20 protein-coding genes and 1 pseudogene are annotated in these 19,200 nt (G+C 62.3%); 7 read left to right on the top strand and 14 right to left on the bottom strand.

Going from position 1 to position 19,200, the window contains the following annotated elements:
* Positions 1–11: 11 nt before the first annotated feature.
* The 3 genes from VBE63_RS12210 to VBE63_RS12200 all read right to left on the bottom strand — a co-directional run bounded on the left by VBE63_RS12210 (position 12) and on the right by VBE63_RS12200 (position 1,957).
* Positions 12–590, bottom strand: coding sequence for a TerD family protein (locus tag VBE63_RS12210; RefSeq protein WP_323683302.1), 579 nt, complete (start codon positions 588–590; stop codon positions 12–14).
* Between the two features lie 75 nt (positions 591–665).
* Entirely contained in the window at positions 666–1,472 is an 807-nt protein-coding gene (locus VBE63_RS12205) for a ComF family protein (RefSeq protein WP_323683301.1), read from the bottom strand.
* An 8-nt stretch (positions 1,473–1,480) separates the two neighbouring features.
* Positions 1,481–1,957: a hypothetical protein gene (locus tag VBE63_RS12200; RefSeq protein WP_323683300.1), complete on the bottom strand. Its 477-nt coding sequence runs from the start codon at positions 1,955–1,957 to the stop codon at positions 1,481–1,483.
* Between the two features lie 228 nt (positions 1,958–2,185).
* Between VBE63_RS12200 and bioB the strand changes: the two genes are divergently transcribed.
* The 5 genes from bioB (at position 2,186) to bioD (ending at position 7,834) form a co-directional block, all read left to right on the top strand.
* Positions 2,186–3,358, top strand: a complete 1,173-nt coding sequence (gene bioB, locus VBE63_RS12195; RefSeq protein WP_323683299.1) for a biotin synthase BioB — start codon at positions 2,186–2,188, stop codon at positions 3,356–3,358.
* 165 nt (positions 3,359–3,523) lie between these two features.
* Positions 3,524–4,831, top strand: coding sequence for an 8-amino-7-oxononanoate synthase (locus VBE63_RS12190; protein WP_323683298.1), 1,308 nt, complete (start codon positions 3,524–3,526; stop codon positions 4,829–4,831).
* 225 nt (positions 4,832–5,056) lie between these two features.
* On the top strand, positions 5,057–5,995 hold the full coding sequence (locus VBE63_RS12185) for an alpha/beta fold hydrolase (RefSeq protein ID WP_323683297.1): 939 nt from the start codon (positions 5,057–5,059) through the stop codon (positions 5,993–5,995).
* 52 nt (positions 5,996–6,047) lie between these two features.
* Positions 6,048–6,953: a malonyl-ACP O-methyltransferase BioC gene (bioC, locus tag VBE63_RS12180; RefSeq protein WP_323683296.1), complete on the top strand. Its 906-nt coding sequence runs from the start codon at positions 6,048–6,050 to the stop codon at positions 6,951–6,953.
* 140 nt (positions 6,954–7,093) lie between these two features.
* Complete coding sequence (bioD, locus tag VBE63_RS12175) at positions 7,094–7,834, top strand: dethiobiotin synthase (protein ID WP_323683295.1); 741 nt, start codon at positions 7,094–7,096, stop codon at positions 7,832–7,834.
* A gap of 104 nt (positions 7,835–7,938) precedes the next feature.
* Here bioD and mobA read toward each other — a convergent pair whose 3' ends face one another.
* The 6 genes from mobA to VBE63_RS12145 form a co-directional block, all read right to left on the bottom strand.
* A complete protein-coding gene (mobA, locus tag VBE63_RS12170) occupies positions 7,939–8,637 on the bottom strand; it encodes a molybdenum cofactor guanylyltransferase MobA (protein ID WP_323683294.1) in 699 nt (232 codons plus the stop codon).
* Positions 8,638–8,700: 63 nt separating this feature from the next.
* Positions 8,701–9,375 (bottom strand): pyridoxamine 5'-phosphate oxidase, encoded by a 675-nt coding sequence (gene pdxH, locus VBE63_RS12165; protein ID WP_323683293.1) that lies wholly within the window; start codon positions 9,373–9,375, stop codon positions 8,701–8,703.
* Positions 9,376–9,397: 22 nt separating this feature from the next.
* Complete coding sequence (locus VBE63_RS12160; RefSeq protein ID WP_323683292.1) at positions 9,398–9,904, bottom strand: DUF2934 domain-containing protein; 507 nt, start codon at positions 9,902–9,904, stop codon at positions 9,398–9,400.
* Positions 9,905–10,024: 120 nt separating this feature from the next.
* On the bottom strand, positions 10,025–12,631 hold the full coding sequence (locus VBE63_RS12155; RefSeq protein ID WP_323683291.1) for an ABC transporter permease: 2,607 nt from the start codon (positions 12,629–12,631) through the stop codon (positions 10,025–10,027).
* Entirely contained in the window at positions 12,616–13,332 is a 717-nt protein-coding gene (locus VBE63_RS12150) for an ABC transporter ATP-binding protein (protein WP_323683290.1), read from the bottom strand. The genes VBE63_RS12155 and VBE63_RS12150 overlap by 16 nt, the downstream gene beginning before the upstream one ends.
* Before the next feature lie 5 nt (positions 13,333–13,337).
* Entirely contained in the window at positions 13,338–13,574 is a 237-nt protein-coding gene (locus tag VBE63_RS12145) for a hypothetical protein (RefSeq protein ID WP_323683289.1), read from the bottom strand.
* A 124-nt stretch (positions 13,575–13,698) separates the two neighbouring features.
* On the opposite strand from VBE63_RS12145, the gene VBE63_RS12140 reads away from it, so the two are divergent.
* Positions 13,699–14,895 (top strand): glycoside hydrolase family 57, encoded by a 1,197-nt coding sequence (locus VBE63_RS12140; RefSeq protein WP_323683324.1) that lies wholly within the window; start codon positions 13,699–13,701, stop codon positions 14,893–14,895.
* Between the two features lie 163 nt (positions 14,896–15,058).
* Positions 15,059–16,525 carry a glycosyl hydrolase family 57 gene (locus VBE63_RS12135; RefSeq protein ID WP_323683288.1) on the top strand — a complete coding sequence of 489 codons (1,467 nt, stop codon included), beginning with the start codon at positions 15,059–15,061 and terminating at the stop codon, positions 16,523–16,525.
* Positions 16,526–16,718: 193 nt separating this feature from the next.
* On the opposite strand, the pseudogene VBE63_RS12130 reads toward VBE63_RS12135, so the two are convergent.
* From VBE63_RS12130 to VBE63_RS12110, 5 genes and pseudogenes are all read right to left on the bottom strand, one after another.
* Positions 16,719–16,835: pseudogene (locus VBE63_RS12130) on the bottom strand (flagellin); the annotation flags it as partial.
* Positions 16,836–17,380: 545 nt separating this feature from the next.
* A complete protein-coding gene (locus VBE63_RS12125) occupies positions 17,381–17,593 on the bottom strand; it encodes a type II toxin-antitoxin system HicA family toxin (protein ID WP_323683287.1) in 213 nt (70 codons plus the stop codon).
* Between the two features lie 2 nt (positions 17,594–17,595).
* Positions 17,596–17,799: a type II toxin-antitoxin system HicB family antitoxin gene (locus VBE63_RS12120; protein WP_323683286.1), complete on the bottom strand. Its 204-nt coding sequence runs from the start codon at positions 17,797–17,799 to the stop codon at positions 17,596–17,598.
* 81 nt (positions 17,800–17,880) lie between these two features.
* The gene (locus tag VBE63_RS12115) at positions 17,881–18,660 is read right to left on the bottom strand and encodes a PD-(D/E)XK nuclease family protein (RefSeq protein WP_323683285.1); all 780 of its coding nucleotides are present in this window, start codon (positions 18,658–18,660) and stop codon (positions 17,881–17,883) included.
* 83 nt (positions 18,661–18,743) lie between these two features.
* On the bottom strand, positions 18,744–19,200 hold a 457-nt coding region (locus VBE63_RS12110), incomplete at its 5' end, for a LolA family protein (RefSeq protein ID WP_323683284.1).

The following is a 19,200-nucleotide window of genomic DNA, read 5'->3' as shown; positions in this document are numbered from 1 at the left end:
ATGGGAAGGGTTCAGCCGATGTTGACGCCGTGATCCTTGGCCAGCGCTTGCAGTCCGCCGTTGAAGCCCTGGCCGACGGCCTTGAACTTCCACTCCTCGCCGTGACGATAGATCTCGCCGAAGATCATGGCGGTCTCGGTCGAGTAGTCCTCGGAGAGGTCGTAGCGCGCGAGCTCGGTGTTGGAATCCTTGTTGAGGACGCGCATGAAGGCATTGCGGACCATGCCGAAATTCTGCTTGCGGCTCTCGGCCTCGTGGATGGTGACCGCGAAGACGACGCGCTTGGCGTCCGCGCTGACCCCAGGCAGATTGATGGAGACGCTTTCGTCGTCGCCTTCGCCCTCGCCGGTGAGGTTGTCCCCGGAATGCACGATGGCGCCGTCTGGCGAGGTCTTCTGGTTGTAGAAGACGAAGTGGGCGTCGGAGAGCACCTTGCCGTCATCGCCGACGATGAAGACGCTGGCGTCCAGATCGAACCCGGCGCCATCGGTTGAACGTGCGTCCCAGCCGAGGCCGACGAGCACGTTGGTCAGACCCGGATCGGTCTTGGTGAGGCTGACGTTACCGCCTTTCTGCAAGCTGATGGCCATGTTGTTGTCCTCTGGGTTGGGTGAAAGCCGTTGGGTGAAAGCTGTGCCTGCTTATTGCTGTTCGTTAGTCTACAGTCAAGATGCCCGCTGCAGAAATCCTTTGCGCCCAGATGAGCCCGTGGAGGGGGTGCGCGCTAAGCTCCAGATGTCGATCCGCTCGCAGCCAGCCTGTTTCAGTCCCTGCGCCAATTCGGAGACGGTGGCGCTGGTGGTGACCACATCGTCGAGGATCGCGATCCGTCGTGGAACGGCTGAGGTCACTTCAAAGGCACCGCGGATGTTGTGATAACGCCGCGGCGTGTCGAGTTCCGCCTGGGCTTGGGTTGCGCGTTTGCGTTGGCAGCAGTGATGGTTGACTGGGATCGCTAGTCGGCGACTGACCACAAGCGCCAATTCTAGCGCCTGATTGTAACCACGGACGCGCAGTCGCTGCGGGTGCAGGGGCACAGGCAGAATCGCATCTGGAGGTTGCCAGCCTGGGCGCCGACGCGCATCGGCGAGCGCATCGGCGAGCAGGTCGCCGAGCAGGCGGATCAGGTTGAGCTTTGACTGAAACTTGATGCCGCCAACCAGTGCTGGCAGGGGATCTTCGTAGCGAAAGGCAGCGATACAGCGGTCAAATGGCGGCCGTTGTCGCTGACAGCGACCACAGAGGCCCTTGGCGTCTGATGCGGCCTTGCCGGAGCCATGGCCGAGCCCTGTAAACGGCTGTGCGCAGCGGGCGCAATGGGGACCGATCAGCGGCAGATCCGCATGGCAGCCGGCACAGAGATCGCGCCCAGCCTCGCCGGGTGCACCACAGAGTACACAGGTTGGTGGATAGAGCAGGTCCATGCTCTGAACCGCGAGGCTGCGCAGGCATTGGCCAACGCGCTGTTGCAAATCGGCAATCAGGGGTTCCAGAACTTGATCAGACCGACAACGATGCCGCCAACGCCGACGGTGGTCGAGAATGACCAGATCATGAAGCGGTCGATGCGGCGCGTCATGGCCTCAAAGCGTTGATCCATGGTGGACTGCATGGATTCGAAGCGCTTATCGAACTGCTCGAAGCGTTTGTCGACCTGTTCGAAACGTTTCTCCATCTGCTCGAAGCGTTTGTCGACCTGCTCAAAGCGTTTGTCGACCTGCTCGAAGCGCTTGTCGACCTGCTCGAAGCGTTTGTCGATCTGCTCGAAGCGCTTCTCCATCTGCGCAAAACCTTCGCGCATCAGCTCACGCTGGTGCTTCAGTTCTTCCTCAACCCGCACCATCCGCTCTCGCAGTTCGATTTCATAGACGGCTGTCGGCTTGCCGAGACTCTGCTCAATCAGCCAGTCGGCCATGTTTTCTTTGATGAACTCGACGTCTTCCTGGGTGAGTGTCATAGCGGTTCCTCTCTGCAATTGAAGAACAGTATAGCAACTCCGTCAGCCTCAACAGAGATGGCCTTGGCCAAGCGATAAGGGACGGCACCGAACTCAAGCGCGCTAGCCAGTGCCGACCAGTGTCAGCCCGTTTCAGCGAAGACTTGTAAACCACAAGTGCGACATTGGGTTGACAGCACCGAACCGAGGGTTAGGCTAGAGGGCTGTCTTCGCCGTCGGACTTCTGCTATGACAACACATCCACCGCGTGCGACCAGCCCGATTGAGCGCAGCGTAGCGATTCGCCACGACTGGTCAGTCGACGAGGCCGCTTTGCTGCTCGACCAGCCGCTCAATGACCTGCTGTTCCGTGCGCAAACAGCCCACCGCCACCATTTCGATCCGAACCGCATCCAGGTCAGCACCCTACTTAGCATCAAGACGGGCGCCTGTCCGGAAGACTGCGGCTATTGCTCACAGAGCGCCCAGCACGAGACCGGCCTCGAGCGCGAGCACCTGCTACCGGTGTCCGAGGTGCTCGACGCGGCTCGGGCGGCGCGCGAGGAGGGCGCTACACGCTTCTGCATGGGGGCGGCTTGGCGCAATCCGACCGACAAGAACCTGGAGCAGGTCATCGCCATGGTCAGCGGGGTCAAGGCGTTAGGGCTGGAGACCTGCGTCACCCTCGGCATGCTGGAGCAGGACCAGGCGCAGCGCCTGCGCCAGGCCGGGCTCGACTACTACAACCATAACCTCGATACCTCACCCGAGTTCTATGGCCAAGTCATCAGCACTCGGACCTACCAAGACCGGCTGCAGACCCTCGACTATGTGCGCGAGGCCGGGCTGAAGACCTGCAGCGGCGGCATCCTCGGCATGGGCGAATCGCGTCGCGACCGCGCCTCGATGCTCTGTCAGCTGACCAACCTACCGGCGCATCCCGAATCGGTGCCGATCAACCTGCTGGTACAGGTGGAGGGCACGCCCTTGTTCGGCACCGAGGTGCTCGATCCGTTCGAGCTGGTGCGCACCATTGCCGTCGCTCGCATCATGATGCCGGCCTCTTATGTGCGCCTGTCAGCCGGCCGTGCCAGCATGTCCGACGAACTGCAGGCACTCTGCTTTGCCGCTGGCGCCAACTCCGTGTTCTATGGCGATCGGCTGCTCACTACCGACAACGCTGAGGCGGCGCGTGACCAGCAGCTCTTCGCCCGCCTTGGTCTGCAGCCCGAGGAGGCCAAGCTTGAAGGGCGTGATCAGCCTGGTGGCTGCCATAAGTTCATCGACCATCAGTCCATCGATCGGCCAAACCCTGACGAGCAGCCGAATCCTGCGAAAGCGCAGCATGCAGCGACACCAGGGCATGGGCGATCGCCACAGGATCATCCCGATGCGCCGATGGGGCAGGCCGTGAGCGTCTGAAGGTGATGGATGGTCAACGCGGGAAGGATCAGCGGCTTGGGTGGGCATGCTGCGCACTGTCGAGCACTGGGGCCAATCCAGGTGGTCGATCGATGCCAACAAGGCGAACTGGGCGAGCCGGGCAAGCCTGTGTGGAAGCTCAGGCTCGGCCCAGATGTGGCTAAGATGATCGAGTTTGCTCCTGAGCTCGATCGCCTGCGCGCTGCTGGCCTCTACCGCCAGCGACGGCTGCTCGCCGGCCCGCAAGCTGTGCGGCCGCGCATCGATGGTCGGGAGATGCTCGCCTTCTGCAGCAATGACTATCTCGGGCTTGCCGCCCATCCGGCGGTGATCGAGGCATGGCGCGAAGGCGCCGCGCGCGACGGTGTTGGCAGCGGCGCCTCGCATCTCATCACCGGCCACCATGAGGCACACGAAGCACTCGAAACAGCGCTTGCCGCCTTCGTTGGCCGCGAGCGAGCGCTGCTGTTCTCCACTGGCTACATGGCCAACCTTGGCGTGATCCAAGCCCTCTGTGGCCGCAGTGACCAGATCTTTGCTGATCGGCTCAACCATGCCTCGCTACTCGATGGTGCCCGGTTGAGCCAAGCCCGGCTGCGTCGTTACCTGCATGCCGACGTCGACCAACTTAAACGCATGCTTAGCAAGGGCAATGGACAAGGTGACGACTACGGTCAAGACAGCGGTGGCGGCAGCGGCAATGGCTGCAGCGGCAGCGATCGAAGCGGCGACGGTATCCGTAGCGACAATACCAGCCATTCTTCTCATGCCAGCCAGACCAGGGTTAGCACTGACCGCAAGCAACGCCGCTTGATCCTGACCGACGGCGTCTTCAGCATGGATGGCGACCTTGCGCCGATCCCCGCCCTGGCAAGCCTTGCCAGCCACAGCGATGCGCACCTAATGGTCGACGATGCCCATGGCATCGGCGTGCTCGGCGCTGGAGGCCGGGGTACGCTCGAGCACCTTGGCCTCGACGGCCCCGAGGCCGAGGCGGCAGTGCCAATCCTGGTCGGCACCCTCGGCAAGGCCATCGGCACCTTTGGCGCCTTCGTCGCTGGCAGCTCCGACCTCATTGACTACCTGATCCAACGCGCGCGCAGCTATATCTACACCACCGCGCTGCCGCCCGCGCTCGCCACCGCCACCCTCAAAGCGCTCCAGATCGCACAACAAGAACCGGAGCGTCGCGACCACCTGCAGCAGTTGATCAGCCACTTTCGCGCCGGTGCCGACAGCCTCGGACTGGCCCTGGCCGACTCGCCGACACCGATACAGCCGCTGATTGCCGGCGATGTCGATACCGCCCTGCGCTGGAGCCAATTCCTCGAAGACAACGGTATCCTGGTCACCGCAATCCGCCCACCAACGGTCCCGCAGGGCTCCGCGCGCTTACGCATCACCTTCTCAGCAGCGCACCAAGCGACCGATGTCGATCGGCTCCTCGAGACCTTGGCCAGGCTTCCACAATAGTGGCCCGGAGCAGCAACGCCACTCGCCAGAGGTGTCGGGTAGCGGTCGCCGGGGGTGTGCACAGCAAGGATGCTGTGCTCAAGCCTCCAAGGATGGATTCACGGCGTCCCCCGGCGGCCGCTACCCGGCGCCGACACAAACGCCAAGGCCGACACAAACGTCAAGCAGGCAACCGAACCGCATTCATGCCCGCTATCCGCCCAAATCACCAATCATTGATCAACGATGTACAACGACCGACCCAATCTCGTCCTCCTCCACGGCTGGGGTATGAACAACGCCGTCTGGGATGCGCTTCCGGCAACCCTCACCGATCGCTTCCAGCTGCACCCCATCGAGCTTCCCGGCCACGGCCAGGCGCGCTTTGAGCCACAGTGGCGCGACCTCCCGGACTGGGCCGACACCGTGCTCGCCCAAGCCCCCGAACAGGCCATCTGGCTCGGCTGGTCCCTCGGTGCCCTCGTCGCCCTGCAAGCCGCGCTGCAGACGCGCGTGCCCGGCCGTTCACTTGGACCAGGACAGCAGGTACCGGCCGAAGACAAGCCCAGCTTCAGCTTCGCAACAAGCGATGGCCAACCTTCAAACCGCGACAAAGTAGGCAGCCCCAGTTCAGCATCGAACTCCATCCACATCAGCCGCAGTCAGCCAACAAGCCGCAGCCACCAGCGATCAAGCCGCATCAGCGCCCTGATCCTGGTCACCGCCAACCCGCGCTTCGTCCAAGCCGCCGATTGGCAAGCAGCGATGCCGGATGAGATTTTCGAAGGCTTCCACGCCTCGCTGCTCGATGATCCAAACGCCACCCTCGAGCGCTTCCTCTCGCTGCAAGTGCGTGGCAGCGAAGAGGCCCGCGAGATCCTCAGGCGCCTGCGCGCTGGCATCGCTGAGCGGCCACAGCCACAGCCGGAAGCCCTGCTCGCCGGTCTCGACCTACTGCGTGAAGAAGATCTGCGCGCGCGTCTCGCCGATATTCCACAACCCGCGCTCTGGCTCTTCGGCGAGCGCGATACCCTGGTGCCGGCCGCCGTCGCCGAGCGCATCGAGTTGCTGATGCCGAACGCCCGCTGTCAGACCATTTCGGGTGCTGCCCATGCGCCGCTGCTGTCGCATGGCGACGCGGTTGCCGCAGCCATCGTTGACTTCCTCTATGGGGCTTCGGCATGAGTCTGATCATCCCCATGAGTCTGATCCTATGAGTCCGATCATGAGTCCAAGCATGGAGCCAAGCATAGGCCAGAGCATCAGTCCAATCGACAAACGCGCCGCGCGCAGAGCCTTCGAGCGTGCTGCGGCGAGCTATGACGAAGCCGCGGTGCTGCAGCGTGAGATCGGCAGTCGGATGCTCGAGCGGCTCGACTATGTGCGTCTCAAGCCGCAGACCATCCTCGATCTCGGTTGCGGCACCGGGCAGGGCATCAACGCGCTCGCCAAGCGCTGGCGCAAGGCCAAGATCATCGCCCTCGACCTCGCCGAGTCGATGCTGCGACGCGCGCGCCGTCGGGGCACCTGGCTGAATCGGCCACGACCCCTCTGTGCTGACCTGGAAGCGCTGCCGCTGGCCGATGAGTCGGTCGACCTGGTGATCTCCAACGCCAGCCTGCAATGGGCCGGGGATCTCGCGCGCGCCTTCACCGAACTGCGCCGCGTGCTACGTCCCGAGGGCCTGCTGATGTTCACCACCTTCGGCCCGGATACCCTGATCGAGCTGCGTCGCGCCTGGGCGCTGGCGGATGATGGCGCCCATGCCCATGTCAGCCCGTTTCTGGATATGCACGACATCGGCGACGCATTGATGCGCGCGGGGTTTGCTGATCCGGTGATGGACGCCGAGCGCATCACCATGACCTATGAGAACGTCCAGGGCCTGATGCGTGATCTCAAGGCGATTGGCGGTCGCAACGCCTTGCAGGATCGCCCGCGCGCGATGACTGGACGCCACCGGCTCAGCGCACTCGAGCAGGCCTACGAACAGGAGCGGCGCGATGGCCGGCTGCCCTCGACCTGGGAAGTAGTCTACGGTCAGGCTTGGATGCCGGCTGGTGCCAAAACGCCGGCGCAGCAGCAGACCGCCGATGGCGTGGCCATCCCGCTGTCAGCAATCCCGCGACGGGCAGCACGATGAGCGGGACAAGCCTTATAAGACATTGTTTTATAATATTAAAATCTGTGAAAGCCTGCATCATTTACGGTTGATAGATTCATTCACCAAGGCGCTTCATGATGAGATCAAGATGACGCGAACAACGCTACGATGCATGCGGGATGATTGATGCGGTAGAGATCAGCTCAGCATCGGCACCGGCGAAGGAGAGGTTGCAGCCCCAAGCGCAGGGGCTCTTCGTGACTGGCACCGATACCGAGGTTGGCAAGACGGAGGTGACGCTTGGGCTGATGGCGGCCTTGCAGCGACGTGGGCTGAGCGTGCTTGGGATGAAGCCGGTCGCCGCGGGCTCTGTGCTGACGGCAGATGGCCTGCGCAATGAAGACGCGCTGCGGATTCAGGCTCAAGGGTCAAAGCCGCTGGCTTATTCGGCGATCAACCCCTATGCCTTCGCGCCGCCGATTGCCCCGCACATCGCGGCCGCGCACGCGGGTGTCGAGATTCAGCTCGAGCCGATCAAGACGGCCTATGCGCGTCTGGCCGCCCAGGCGGACTGGGTGTTGGTCGAAGGCGCTGGCGGCTGGCGAGTGCCGCTCGGGCCTTGTCTAACGCTGGCTGATCTGCCAAGTGCACTGGATCTCCCTGTGGTCCTGGTGGTCGGCCTGCGGCTTGGTTGTCTCAATCATGCGCTGCTGAGCGCTGAGTCGATCCAAGCCTCTGGCTTGCAGCTGGCGGGCTGGGTCGCGAATCGGATCGATCCCGCAATGGCCGCTGCGGAGGAGAATCTGGCAACCTTGCGGGAGCGTCTACCGGCACCCTGTTTCGGCGTAATCCCCTGGCTGAGTGGGCCAACACCAGCGCAGGTGGCTGATTTTTTCAGTGATTGTGGCGCGGACAATTGACATTTCATACATTGGTGCAGTTGTTTTTTGCTCTTGGCGCAGCATCAGTGCCACTGAGTCGGGCGTATCAAAACCGGCTGTCATCGACTCATGGGCGTCAGTCCTCAAGGGGGTCCGCAGCGCTCCATCTGTGCACGAATCGATGCAGTGTCGGCGAATCGGTTCAGGTTGGTAAAGGGGCTCGGGGTTTGTGCAAAGGTGAGAGTGACGACTGAATGCCGCGCAAGCCAGCCCAGAACGCTGCGTCCACCCTCAGCGAGATAGGCATAAAGATCATCGCGGACCTGAAACGAAATGAGCGCGTGCAGTGGATGGGTGCGTTCGCGGTCAGCAGCGATGGCGATGCTGGCTGGCTGTTGGTTGGCTGGCTGTTGCTTGAGGGCGACGGCAAGGCGGAGGCCAAGATCGCCGGGGATCAATGGCGTATCACAGGGGGTGATGAGAAGCCAGTCAGGGTCGCTGGGCTGTGGGCCGCGGTCTTGTGTCTGTGCGGAGAGGAAGGAGAGTGCGGCAGCGATGCCGGCGAGCGGCCCCTGATAGGTCTCCGCGCCGTCTGCTTGACCGTTTGGCTTCTCATCAGCGACTACGGGCCAGCCCAGCTCGGCGTAACGTTGCTGATTCCGGTTAGCGCTGATCAGCAGGCTTGATACCTGAGGTCGCAGTGCCTCGACAACCCATTGCACGAGCGGCCGGCCGTTGAGCTCGAGTAGGCCTTTGTCGATGCCGCCCATGCGCCGAGCAGCGCCGCCAGCAAGGATCAGACCGACCGGTCGATCGGTAGCGGCGTCGCCGGTCTCGGGCATCTCAGTCGAGCCTCCTAGGGTTCATGGTGCCTTGCTCATCCTCGGAGAAGGAGTGCCCCCCACTTAGGGCGCGAGCCGCTCAATCTGCCAGGATGTCCCGGGCGCTTCTCGCTGGTAGCGGAAACGATCGTGCAGCCGGCTGTCACGGCCTTGCCAGAATTCGATGCTGGTCGGAACCACACGGTAGCCGCCCCAGAAGTCTGGCAAGGGGATCTCGCCATCATTGAAGCGCTGCTTGATCCGGGCAACCTTCTGCTCGAGTAGCGAGCGTGAGCTGATCACTTGACTCTGCGGCGAGGCCCAGGCTCCGATGCGGCTGCCACGGCCTCGGGTGAGAAAGTAGCGCAGCGACTCGCTGGTCGGGATGCGCTCAGCGCTACCGAGGATACTGACCTGCCGCGCCAGCGCTACCCAGGGGAAAAGCAGGGCGACTTGGTGATTGAGGTCGATCTGCTGTGCCTTGGCGCTTTGATAGTTGGTAAAGAAGACGAAGCCCTCGGCATCATAGAGCTTGAGCAGCACGGTGCGCAGGCTCGGTTGGCCGTTCTTGGCGACGGTCGCGAGGGACATGGCGTTTGGCTCCGGCAGCTGGGTCGAAAGGGTCTCTTGATACCAGCGCTGGAACTGCAGCATTGGATCGGCATCCAGATCCTCGCGGTCGAGCCCGCGCTCCATCGCTTGCGTGCGAAACTGGGCGGGATCGGGGTTTGTCTGCTCCGGGGTTGTCAGGTAGTCCATCGCTGCCGTCGCAAAGTCGCTGTTATCGTCCGCCCTTGCCCAAGATCTCGTCGATTTGCGCCTCGGCAGCAGCCCAGTCATCGGCATGATTGCCTGGCGCGAAACCGCGTTTCTCGGCGATGTAGTAGGCGGCTTCCTGAATCATGCGATAGCGTTCTTCAGCGTCGACCTGGGTGACCGGGCTCAGGGTAACCGGACGCTCTTCGCGCGGTTGTGCGGTGGCCTTTTTGCTGGCTGTCTTCTTCGTGATGGGCTTGGCCGCTGGGCTTGTGCCGGTAGGGCTCGGGGTCGATGCTGAGGCACTCGCCTTCTTGGTTACCTTCTTCGTGGGTGTACGGGTGGTGCTTGTTGCACCGCTGGTCTTGGCCGGGGCCGTTTTCTTGGCTGCGGTTTTTTTACTGCTGGTCTTCTTGGTGACCGGTCTAGCATCTGGCTTCCTGGTATCTGGACGACTCACATCCGGCTTAGCCTCAGCCGTGGTCGCTTTTGCGGTGGTCTTCTTGGTCACGAGGTTTTTGTCTTCAGCCATGTCACTCACTCGCCTCCGAGTACTGCATTGGTATTCAGCTAGGGCAGAGAATACACGACCTTTCTGGTCAATCGAAGCGTATTGGTCAGCACGCGATGATCGGGTTTTCCGCCATAGGCCCTATTCTTCGCGCAGCGCCCGAGCGGGAACGGCTTTCGCAGCTCGGATGGCCGGGTAGAGGCCGGCTAGGATGGCGGCGAGCCAGGCGAGGAAGAGCCCCGAGATGAGGGTTTGAGGCTGGACCTGCATGGGCATGCTCCAGCCGAAGGAGCGGAGGTTGATGACGCTGATCAGCAGGTCGCCCATGGCGAGGCCAAGGGGGATGGCAAGGAGGCCAGCGGCGAGGCCCATCGCCGAGGTTTGAATCAAAATGAGCATACGCAGTTGGCCTCGGGTCATCCCGGTGGCGCGCAGCACGGCGTAGTCGCGCGCGCGCTCCAGCTCGAGTGCCATCAGGGCGCTGAGGATGCCGACGAAGGCAACGCCGACGGCGAGCAGTCGCAAGACCTTGGTAATGGTGAAGGTCTGATCGAAGATCTCGAGGGAGCGTTCGCGGATGGCACGGTTGGTCTGCACGCTGGTCAGGATATCGAGTTCGGCCAGGATGCGGTCGACCTGTTGGCTGACTGCTTCGGCATCGGCCTCCTCGGTGAGGACGAGTCCGAACGAGGAAATCGCCGGGTCGTTCCAGCGCTCGGCATAGAGGGGACGCGGCAGGATGAGGGTGCCGCTATCGCTACCGTAGTCTTGGAAAACGGCGCCGATCTCGAAGGTCTGCCAGCCGCTGGTGGTGAACAGATCCATACGATCGCCAACCTCAAGTTGGCGGCGGTAGGCCAGTGGTTGCGAGATCAAGACGAGCTCGCCGGCATGCCAGCGGGGCCAAAGATCCTTGGCGATCGTGCCTTGGAAATTGAAACCGCGTGGTTCGCCGTCGCTGGATTCGAGCGCGAGCAGGAGCAGGGGGCCTTCGCGGGTCTCGATGCGATGACTGCGGCTCTGACTGATGGCCTGGACCTCGGGGAGTGCCAGCAGCTGATCCGCCAGTTCTGGGGGCAGATGGCCGCCGTGATTGGCGCCGCTGCTGGATTCGGCGGAGATGTAGAGATCGCTGGTCAGGGTATTGGCCAGCCAGTCGGAGACGCTGGTCCGAAAGCTGCCGATCATGATGCTGACGCCCAGCGTTGCGGACACCGCAACGGCGAGCGCGGCGACGGCAAGACCGGAGCGGGTGATGGAGGCGGTGATGCCACGCGCGGCCAGTCGTCCTTGGATACCGAACAGGCGTCCGAATAGGGGCGTCGTCAGGGTTGCGAAGCCCTGGACTGCCAGTGGCATCAGCAGTGCGCTGCCGACAATCACTAGGAATAGGGCGAGGAACCCGATGCCCATAGCGCGCGCAGAGAGGGCGATCAGGCTGAGCCCGGCGAGGATGAGGAGGATGCCGCTGGCTGCGAACCAGGGCAGCAGGCGGCGCGCTTTGCCTTCGACCTGGGTCCGGCGGATGACATCGCGCGGCTGCGAGCCTGCGGCCTCGAGAGCTGGGCCGAGCGCGGCGAGCAGGGTGACGCCGAGGCCGAGACCGAGACCCTTGAGCAGCGACAGCGGGGCAAGATGGAGGCTGCGCACATTGAGCTGGAAGTAGAGGTCATTGATGGTGCGGGTGACCAATTGCACCAGGCCAGCGCCGACCACGATGCCGAGCAGCACACCGAGCAGGGCACCGACTAGGGCGAGGGCCAGGGTCTCGATCAGCACCAGGCTGAACAGCTGACGACGGGTGGTGCCGAGCATGCGCAGGGTACCGAGCAGCGGGCGGCGCTGCAGTACGGCAAAGGTCATGGTGTTGTAGACGATGAAGGCGCCGACCAACATGGCGAGCAGGCTCATCGCGGTGAGGTTGGTGTGGAAGGCGCGGGTCATCTGGGCAAGCGCGTTGCTGCGCTGCGCGGTGGCCTCGAGTCGGATGCCAGCGGGCAGGATGGCGGCAACAGCTTCGGCCTCGGCCTCGGTCAGGATCAGGTCGATGCGCTCAATCTCGCCGATACGCCCAAGCACCTCTTGGGCGGTGGCTATGTCGGTGATCGCGAGTCCGCTCAAGCCGGCCTGTTCGGGCAAGAGAGTGGCAAGCGTCATCGGCAGGCTTGCGCCGCCGAGGTCGAGGGCGAACGGATCACCGGGTTGCAGGCCGAGGCGCTCGGCATCATCCCGGCTCAGGGCCAGGGTGGCGGGGTCACGCAGCAGGCGCAGGAGACCGATAAGGCCCTCCACTGCTGGCGCCCGGTTGCCTGTGCTTGTCTGTTCTCTGGTTTCGCGGTCGGCGTCGTCACGGATCTCGGGCTGACCGAGGCTGGCGCGCAATGCGGGGCGCATCGCAACGGCGGCAAGGAGGTCCATGCCGATCAAGTTGAGGCTGCGCTCGCCGATGCGCACCGGTGCGTCGATCACCGGCGTTGCCAGACGCAGCCCTTTCTTAAGCCGCAGCTCAGCATAAAGCGTCTCGGGGATGGTTCCGCTGGCGGCGAGGATCTGATGGGTGGCTGGACCGGCGACCTGTTGCGCCGACAGTTGGAAGCCGCGCTTGGCGCTCTCATTCGCCAGATCGACGGCGATCACCACGGCCACACCCAGCGCGATGCCGGCGATCGAGAGCCAGGTTTGCCAAGGGTGACGTGCGAGATAGCGCCTGCTGGCGTTGACGAGGGCGGGGGTCACCATGACAGCCATTCAGTGTTGCTGCTGAGGCGGCCGTTGTCGAGCGCGAGGATGCGATCGGTGATCTCGGAGACCTTGCGGCTATGGGTGACCAGGATCAGGGTGCGGCCCTCGTCGCGAAACAGGTGGGCGAGCAGTTCCAGCACGATTTGGCCGGTGCGGGCGTCGAGGTTGCCGGTCGGCTCGTCAGCCAGTACCAGTGCCGGTTCGTGGATCAGGGCGCGGGCGATGGCGACGCGTTGCTGCTCGCCGCCAGAGAGCTCGTCGGGGAAGGCGCCCTCGCGGCCATCGAGCCCAACCTTGGCCAGCCAGTCGCGGACCCGATCCCTGCGTTGGCGGGCAGGGGCGCCATTCAGTTCTAGGGGTAAGCCAATGTTCTCGGCTAGGGTCAGGGTCGGGATTAGGTTGAAAAACTGATAGATAAAGCCGATGTGCTTACGCCGCAGCAGGGTCAGTTCGGGCTCGCCCATGGCGCCGAGGCTGCGGCCCATGATCTCAACATCGCCGGTATCAGGCTTGTCGATGCCCGCTAGCAGATTGAGCAGCGTCGACTTGCCCGAGCCGCTTTGGCCGACCAACGCAATGCATTCGCCGCGAGCGACCTCAAAGCCGATGTCGGCCAAGACGGTGCGGCGCTGATGGCCCTCGGCATAGGATTTGCCGATGCCGGCGACCGCAAGGATGGGCATGAGCGCTTGGTGTGTCGATTCCATTGGGGTCAAAGCCAGCGCACGAGATAATAGAGCCGCTGTCCTTCGGACGAGGAAGAGGGGCCGTAGACGACCGCCGGTTCGAGCTTTTTTGCCCGATCGCCACCTCTCCGGGCGGCGTCCTCGCTGTCGACCAGCGTCACACAGCCCTCCGGAAAACGCGCGCGGCGTCGGCTTGGGGCCTTGATCAACGCAAATCGCTCGGCGAGTGAGGTCGAGTCTGGGTCGATGATGACGTGCGGCATGGACGGATTCTCTCTGTGTCTAGGGTCAATGTCGCGTGCCAAGCCTAGAAGATCAAGCGGTGGCGGACTGCGCTGATCCGCTATCATCTGGCGCAGTTGTTCCTATGCCGGAGATCCAGCTTTGCTGCCTGCCCATCACGCCCTGGTCCTGAACCTCCATCAACCCCCTGGTAACCTTGAACATCTGCTCGCGGATCAGACCTGGGAGGCCAAGGAGATCCTGTTCGCGCTCGACCGCATGCCACGCAGCCTCTGGGGCCAGGAAGATTTAGCGCGGGTGCATCTGTCGCTCTCAGGAACCCTGCTCGAAACCCTGTCGAGTCCGGATTTCCAGGCCCGCGTCTACGGTATCGTCGACTGTGGCAAGCTGCTCTGGTTTTTGCAGAATCAGCAGATCTTCGACATCCTTGGCACGGGTTATTATCATCCCGTGCTGCCGCTGATCCCGGCCGCCGACCGACCCGAGCACCTGCGCCGCTGGCAGGGCATCGCCCGGCATCTGTTCTGGCGCGCGCACTTCAGCGGCTTTTGGCCGCCGGAGATGGGCTTCTCGATGGAGCTGATCCCGCTGCTGCGCCGTTTCGGCTATCGCTATGTGCTGGTCGACAGCGAGCATGTCGAACCGCTGGTGCCCATGAGCTGGCAGGAACTGCGCTACCGGCCGCACATCGCCCGTTATGGTGATGAGGAGATCATCGTGGTGGTGCGCGACCGCGAGCTTTCCGATGCACAGGAATCCGGGATGGACCCGGGCTGGTTCGTCCATGAGATCGCGGAGCGGACCCGCTGGTGCGATTTCCCGCCACTGGTCACCACCGCCACCGACGGCGAGAACGGCGGCTGGTTCCGCAATGTGACCGATGGGGCCAACTACTGGTCCGCCTTCTACCGGCCACTGCTCGACATGATCCGCGCCGGCAAAGCCAACCTGCGCCCGAGCTTTATCCATGCGTATCTCGACACCTACGGCGCGCACGGCGAGGTACAGGTTGCCACCGGCGCCTGGAACACCGGCTGGCATCACGGCAAAGGCTTCACCCAATGGACCGGCTCTCAGACCCAGCGTGATGTCATTGCCCGTTACGGCAAGGTCAGCGAGCGGTTGCATGCTTGGCTCGATGTGTCCCCTGCTGCCAGGGACGCCGACACCCGTGATGCCGACGACAGCAAGCGGCTTGATGATGCGCAATGGCATCTGCTGCGCGCCGAGACCAGCTGCAACCTCTTCTGGGGTGAGGCCTGGTGCGATCGCGCCGCGTCAGATCTGGATGTTGCCGAGCAGGTTCTTGACCAGCTTGATGCCGAGGAACATCGCTTGTGATGCGCTTGCTCGCCAATATCCACTGGATCAATAGGGCATGATTCGCCATGATGCAAGCTCAGGCTGCGCCAGGCGCATGCCGCCCTTTCTCATCAGCCAGATCAACCAATCAAGCGCTCGACACCTGATGTGTTAAATCCCAATCCCTTCGGAGTCCACTCACATGCCTAATCTTCCTGAGCTCATCGACGGCTTACCCAATATTTGTGGCCAAGAAGCCACCATCGAGCAGGCCATCAAGGCCGGTCAGGACAGGTCTCTCGCCCAGTCACCGGGCGCGGTTGACTTTGGCGGCATCCGCGCTGCCTGCGCGATCGCCTTGCATCAGCATCAACCGCTGATCCCCGCCGGCGGCGACGACCTGCACACCGCCGCCATCATCAGCAACCTCAAGTACATGATGGACCACCAGGACATCGGCGATAACTACAACGCGCCGGCCTTCGTCTGGTGCTACAAGCGCATGGGCGAGTTCATCCCGCAGTTGATCCACGAGGGCAAATCCCCGCGCGTGATGCTCGAATATTCCGGTACGCTGCTCTACGGTCTGCGGCAGATGAGCGAGGGCCATGTCCTCGACGCCCTCAAGGGCATGACCATGAACCCCGATTACAACTGGGCCGTCGAATGGCTCGGCATGCCCTGGGGTCACGCGGTCGCGCCCTCGACCCCGGTGCAGGACTACCGGCTGCATGTGAAGGCCTTCCAGCACCACTTCGCCGCCCTGTTCGGCACCGATGCCTTGGAGCGTGTGCGCGGCTTCTCGCCGTCCGAGATGGCGCTGCCGAACCATCCCGATGTCGCCTACGAGTTCGTCAAGACCCTCAACGACTGCGGATTTCAATGGGTGCTGGTGCAGGAGCATTCGGTCGAGCAGACCGAGAACGGCTGGCATCCACAGCGCCCGCATCTGCCGCATCGGCTGGTCTGCACCAACTCCAAGGGCGAGAGCGCCAGCATCATCGCGCTGGTCAAGACCCAGGGCTCGGATACCAAACTGGTCGCGCAGATGCAGCCTTGGTACGAGGCGCAAAGCCTGCAGCGCTGGGAGCTGGCCGGCAAGCAGGTGCCGCCGCTGGTGACCCAGATCGCCGACGGCGAGAACGGCGGCGTGATGATGAACGAGTTCCCGGACAAGTTCTTCGAGGCTGCGCGCAACGCTTCAGGCTCCGATGTGCCGCTGATGAACGGCAGCGAGTACCTAGAGCACCTGTTCGCGATGGGCATCAAGGAGAGCGACTTCACCGAGATCCGACCGGTGCAACAGGGCAAGATCTGGGCGCAGATGCAGCCCGGCGATGGCCCCGAGAAGCTGGCCAAGGTGATCGAGGAGCTGAAGCAATCCGACCATCAGTTCCACATGGACGGCGCCAGCTGGACCAATGATCTGTCCTGGGTCAAGGGCTACGACAATGTACTCGGACCGATGGAAGAGGCCAGCTCCGTCTTCCACGAGAAGGTGCTGAAGCCGAAGACCCCGACCGATGATCCGAACTACCGCAATGCGCTCTACCATCTGATGGCGTCGCAGACCAGCTGCTATCGCTATTGGGGGCAGGGCCTCTGGACCGACTACGGTCGCGAGATCTGTCGGCGGGTGACTGAGATCGTCAAGCACGACTTCGCCTGACCTCACAGAGGCCGTCCGGCCTTGCCCTGGCCCAGGTTGGGACCAGGCTCGCCGGGTGGCCTTCGCTTGCCTTCCAACGGATCGCGGATAGCGACGCGCGAGCGCGCGGCTGCTTGCTTCGCGCGCTGCTCCCGGCAAGCGGCTCCGGACTCGGCTCCTGCCTCGCGGCGGTTGGCCGCTTCGGTCCGTCGTCGCTGTTGATGCGCATTCCCGAGGACAGGCGTTCCATCGCCGTTGCTAAGCTGTTCTTGCTTTTCCCGAAATTCCTTTGTGCAATCAGTGAGGCCACGTTCGTGTTGATGCCTGACATACAGTTCTCTTCCTAATTTCCCTGATCCGGTACCCTGTCTCACGGATCATCTCAACTCCGTGAGCCCCAGGGCTTCTGCAAGCGAATATCGTCGGCGGCGATGTCCAAGGGCCAAGATCTTGGCTTCCTATGACCTGTGCTGCCGGCAGCGGCCCCATCAACAGGAACCCCACGATGCCACGGGGAAGTATAACGGCACCAGGCTTGGAATCTTTAGGGCTCAGACTCATCTCGTTGCGCACATCTCCTGTTCTGACCTCGTAAGCTACTGATTTTAATAGAATCGCCGTTTTCGGCATAAGGCCCTAAACCAATGACTTACAGACTTCTGTGTCATGAGATGCTTCAAGCCCCAGTTAGGGGGACCGGATCGTACCTCGACACGGGGGCTGCATCACGAAGCGCCAAGACGACATCGAGGCGCTGCGCGTGGATGCCTACACCCAGCAACGGCTGCCCTGCCTAGACCACCAGGTTGAGGACCAATGCGCTTGGTGGAATTCGGGGCTCGGAATTAATCTAAACAAAGTGGTATTGGGCAAGCGTCACAGAAGCTTCTTGAATTCCTCTATTGCCAAGCCCGCATCCTTGACAATTCCCCCAAGAGTGAAAGCATCGACAGAGTTTCCCCTGGGAATGGTCAGAATTCGTATCCCATCAGACATGATGATGTGCTTACTTTGCCGGACAACTCGGTACCCTGCTTTTTCTAAGGCGCGGACAGCATCGCGGTGATTAACACCAGGAATCTTCGGCATCTTTATGCGGCCACTTCAACTTCCCGTACTTCGGTTTCTTCGGTTGCAGCCAATTCTGTTGAGACAGCAATGTATTCGCTTATCGCATCCGCGATGTTTTCTAAAGCTTCTTGCTCTGTTTTACCTTGAGACCAGCAGCCAGGCAAACCCGGGCAGGAAACGCTAAAGCCCTCTTCAGTTTTTCGGAGAGACACTTTGTATTTCATTGGCGACCTCAAGCTCTTTGATGGAGTGATCTTTTTGGCGCTATCTGTTTGGTCCCGGGTGATCGGGGTCCCAGGCAGTGGTCAGAGATTCTCCACATCTTCCGCGTAGCCAAAGACCTCGATGCCCAGGCGTTCGGCCACCGGCCGGGCCTCGGGCCGGACCATCGGTGAGATGACCAGCTTGCGGCTCACCTCGCGGCCGTGGCGGCGCTGGTAGTACTGGACCTTGCGCTCGAAGGTGTAGATGTCCGATTTCGACATCGATGACTTGAGTTCGCAGAGGATCAGGTGGCCATTGCGCACGATGATGTCGATCTCGACCTGATCGGGCACGCCGAAGACCGTGCCCTCATCGTCGAATTCGTTGACGTTGATCACCTCGACGCCAAAGGACTTTTCCAGGATACCCTTGAGGGCGGAACGGAAGCTGGCCTCGGAGGCTAGGCCCCAGCGAGCGCCCAAGGCGCCAATACTCTGTTCGTGCCGGGTGCGCGCCTGCCGGATCTCATCGAGTAGTTGGTGGTTGATGCGGTTCTGCTCGTCCCACTTACGGTTCTGTTCGGCTAGATGGCGGTTCTGTTCATCCCACTTGCGGTTCTGTTCATCCCACTTGCGGTTCTGTTCATCCCACTTGCGGTTCTGTTCATCCCACTTGCGGTTCTGTTCATCCCACTTGCGCTTCTGCGCTTCGCGGTCAGCCGCCAGCTCCCGCAGCACCCGATCGAAGCGATCATCGAAACGCTCACTGCTGACCGCCGTGCGGCGGATCAGGTCTTCTAGCCAGAGGCGAAAGCCCATGTCTTGCTGGAGCAGGGTCGGCAGCTCGGCCTGAAGCTGGGATTTGATCTCTTCAATAGACATCTTGGTGGCCCTTGTCGCTCGCTCCGATCAATCAAGCCAAGATCACCTCGGCTTGGTGACGAGCGTAAAACAGTCAGTGCGATTCAATCCACCTGCAAGAAATCACTCCCTGCCGGGCGCTGGAAGCGGAACATGGCGTAGTCGAGCTGGGGGTTGCGCTTGAGGTCGGTGAAGATGAAGCGGGTGAGCTGGCCGAAGCGGTCTTCCATGAGCAGGTTGTCGAGCTTGCCATCATTGAAGGCGATGCGCAGTTTGACGATCTCGGTGTCTTCGGTCTTTGGGACGAGCTCGACCCAGGTGCGGCCGTCGCCTTCATCCCGATTGCTCAGTCTGAAGTAGTCCTCGACCGGTTGCTCGCTGGCCAAGAGCTGGGCCGGGGTGCCGTCGAGGATCTTTTTCTGGCTGCTGTGGGTGACCTGGTTGAGCTCCTTGTCGTGGACGTAGATGCGCGAGCCATCGGCGACGATCTCTTGCTCATTGGGCGTCTCGTAATCCCAACGGAATCGGTTGGGCCGGAGCAGGTAGAAGGTGCCGGTCGAC

Source organism: Lamprobacter sp., from assembly GCF_034860625.1.
In the GTDB taxonomy this organism is placed as follows: Bacteria; Pseudomonadota; Gammaproteobacteria; order Chromatiales; family Chromatiaceae; genus Lamprobacter.
The sequence above is the reverse complement of the archived record's forward strand: the minus strand, read 5'-3'. Positions and strand labels throughout refer to the sequence as shown.

Excerpts from the sequence above, each read along its gene's own strand:
- pdxH (WP_323683293.1), bottom strand. The coding sequence starts at position 9,375 with ATGGACTACCTGACAACCCCGGAGCAGACAAACCCCGATCCCGCCCAG.
- VBE63_RS12125 (WP_323683287.1), bottom strand. The coding sequence starts at position 17,593 with ATGCCGAAGATTCCTGGTGTTAATCACCGCGATGCTGTCCGCGCCTTA.
- VBE63_RS12120 (WP_323683286.1), bottom strand. The coding sequence starts at position 17,799 with ATGAAATACAAAGTGTCTCTCCGAAAAACTGAAGAGGGCTTTAGCGTT.
- VBE63_RS12160 (WP_323683292.1), bottom strand. The coding sequence starts at position 9,904 with ATGGCTGAAGACAAAAACCTCGTGACCAAGAAGACCACCGCAAAAGCG.
- bioC (WP_323683296.1), top strand. The coding sequence starts at position 6,048 with ATGGAGCCAAGCATAGGCCAGAGCATCAGTCCAATCGACAAACGCGCC.
- mobA (WP_323683294.1), bottom strand. The coding sequence starts at position 8,637 with ATGCCCGAGACCGGCGACGCCGCTACCGATCGACCGGTCGGTCTGATC.
- VBE63_RS12150 (WP_323683290.1), bottom strand. The coding sequence starts at position 13,332 with ATGGAATCGACACACCAAGCGCTCATGCCCATCCTTGCGGTCGCCGGC.
- bioD (WP_323683295.1), top strand. The coding sequence starts at position 7,094 with ATGATTGATGCGGTAGAGATCAGCTCAGCATCGGCACCGGCGAAGGAG.
- VBE63_RS12155 (WP_323683291.1), bottom strand. The coding sequence starts at position 12,631 with ATGGCTGTCATGGTGACCCCCGCCCTCGTCAACGCCAGCAGGCGCTAT.
- VBE63_RS12200 (WP_323683300.1), bottom strand. The coding sequence starts at position 1,957 with ATGACACTCACCCAGGAAGACGTCGAGTTCATCAAAGAAAACATGGCC.
- bioB (WP_323683299.1), top strand. The coding sequence starts at position 2,186 with ATGACAACACATCCACCGCGTGCGACCAGCCCGATTGAGCGCAGCGTA.
- VBE63_RS12190 (WP_323683298.1), top strand. The coding sequence starts at position 3,524 with ATGATCGAGTTTGCTCCTGAGCTCGATCGCCTGCGCGCTGCTGGCCTC.
- VBE63_RS12185 (WP_323683297.1), top strand. The coding sequence starts at position 5,057 with ATGTACAACGACCGACCCAATCTCGTCCTCCTCCACGGCTGGGGTATG.
- VBE63_RS12115 (WP_323683285.1), bottom strand. The coding sequence starts at position 18,660 with ATGTCTATTGAAGAGATCAAATCCCAGCTTCAGGCCGAGCTGCCGACC.
- VBE63_RS12145 (WP_323683289.1), bottom strand. The coding sequence starts at position 13,574 with ATGCCGCACGTCATCATCGACCCAGACTCGACCTCACTCGCCGAGCGA.
- VBE63_RS12210 (WP_323683302.1), bottom strand. The coding sequence starts at position 590 with ATGGCCATCAGCTTGCAGAAAGGCGGTAACGTCAGCCTCACCAAGACC.
- VBE63_RS12135 (WP_323683288.1), top strand. The coding sequence starts at position 15,059 with ATGCCTAATCTTCCTGAGCTCATCGACGGCTTACCCAATATTTGTGGC.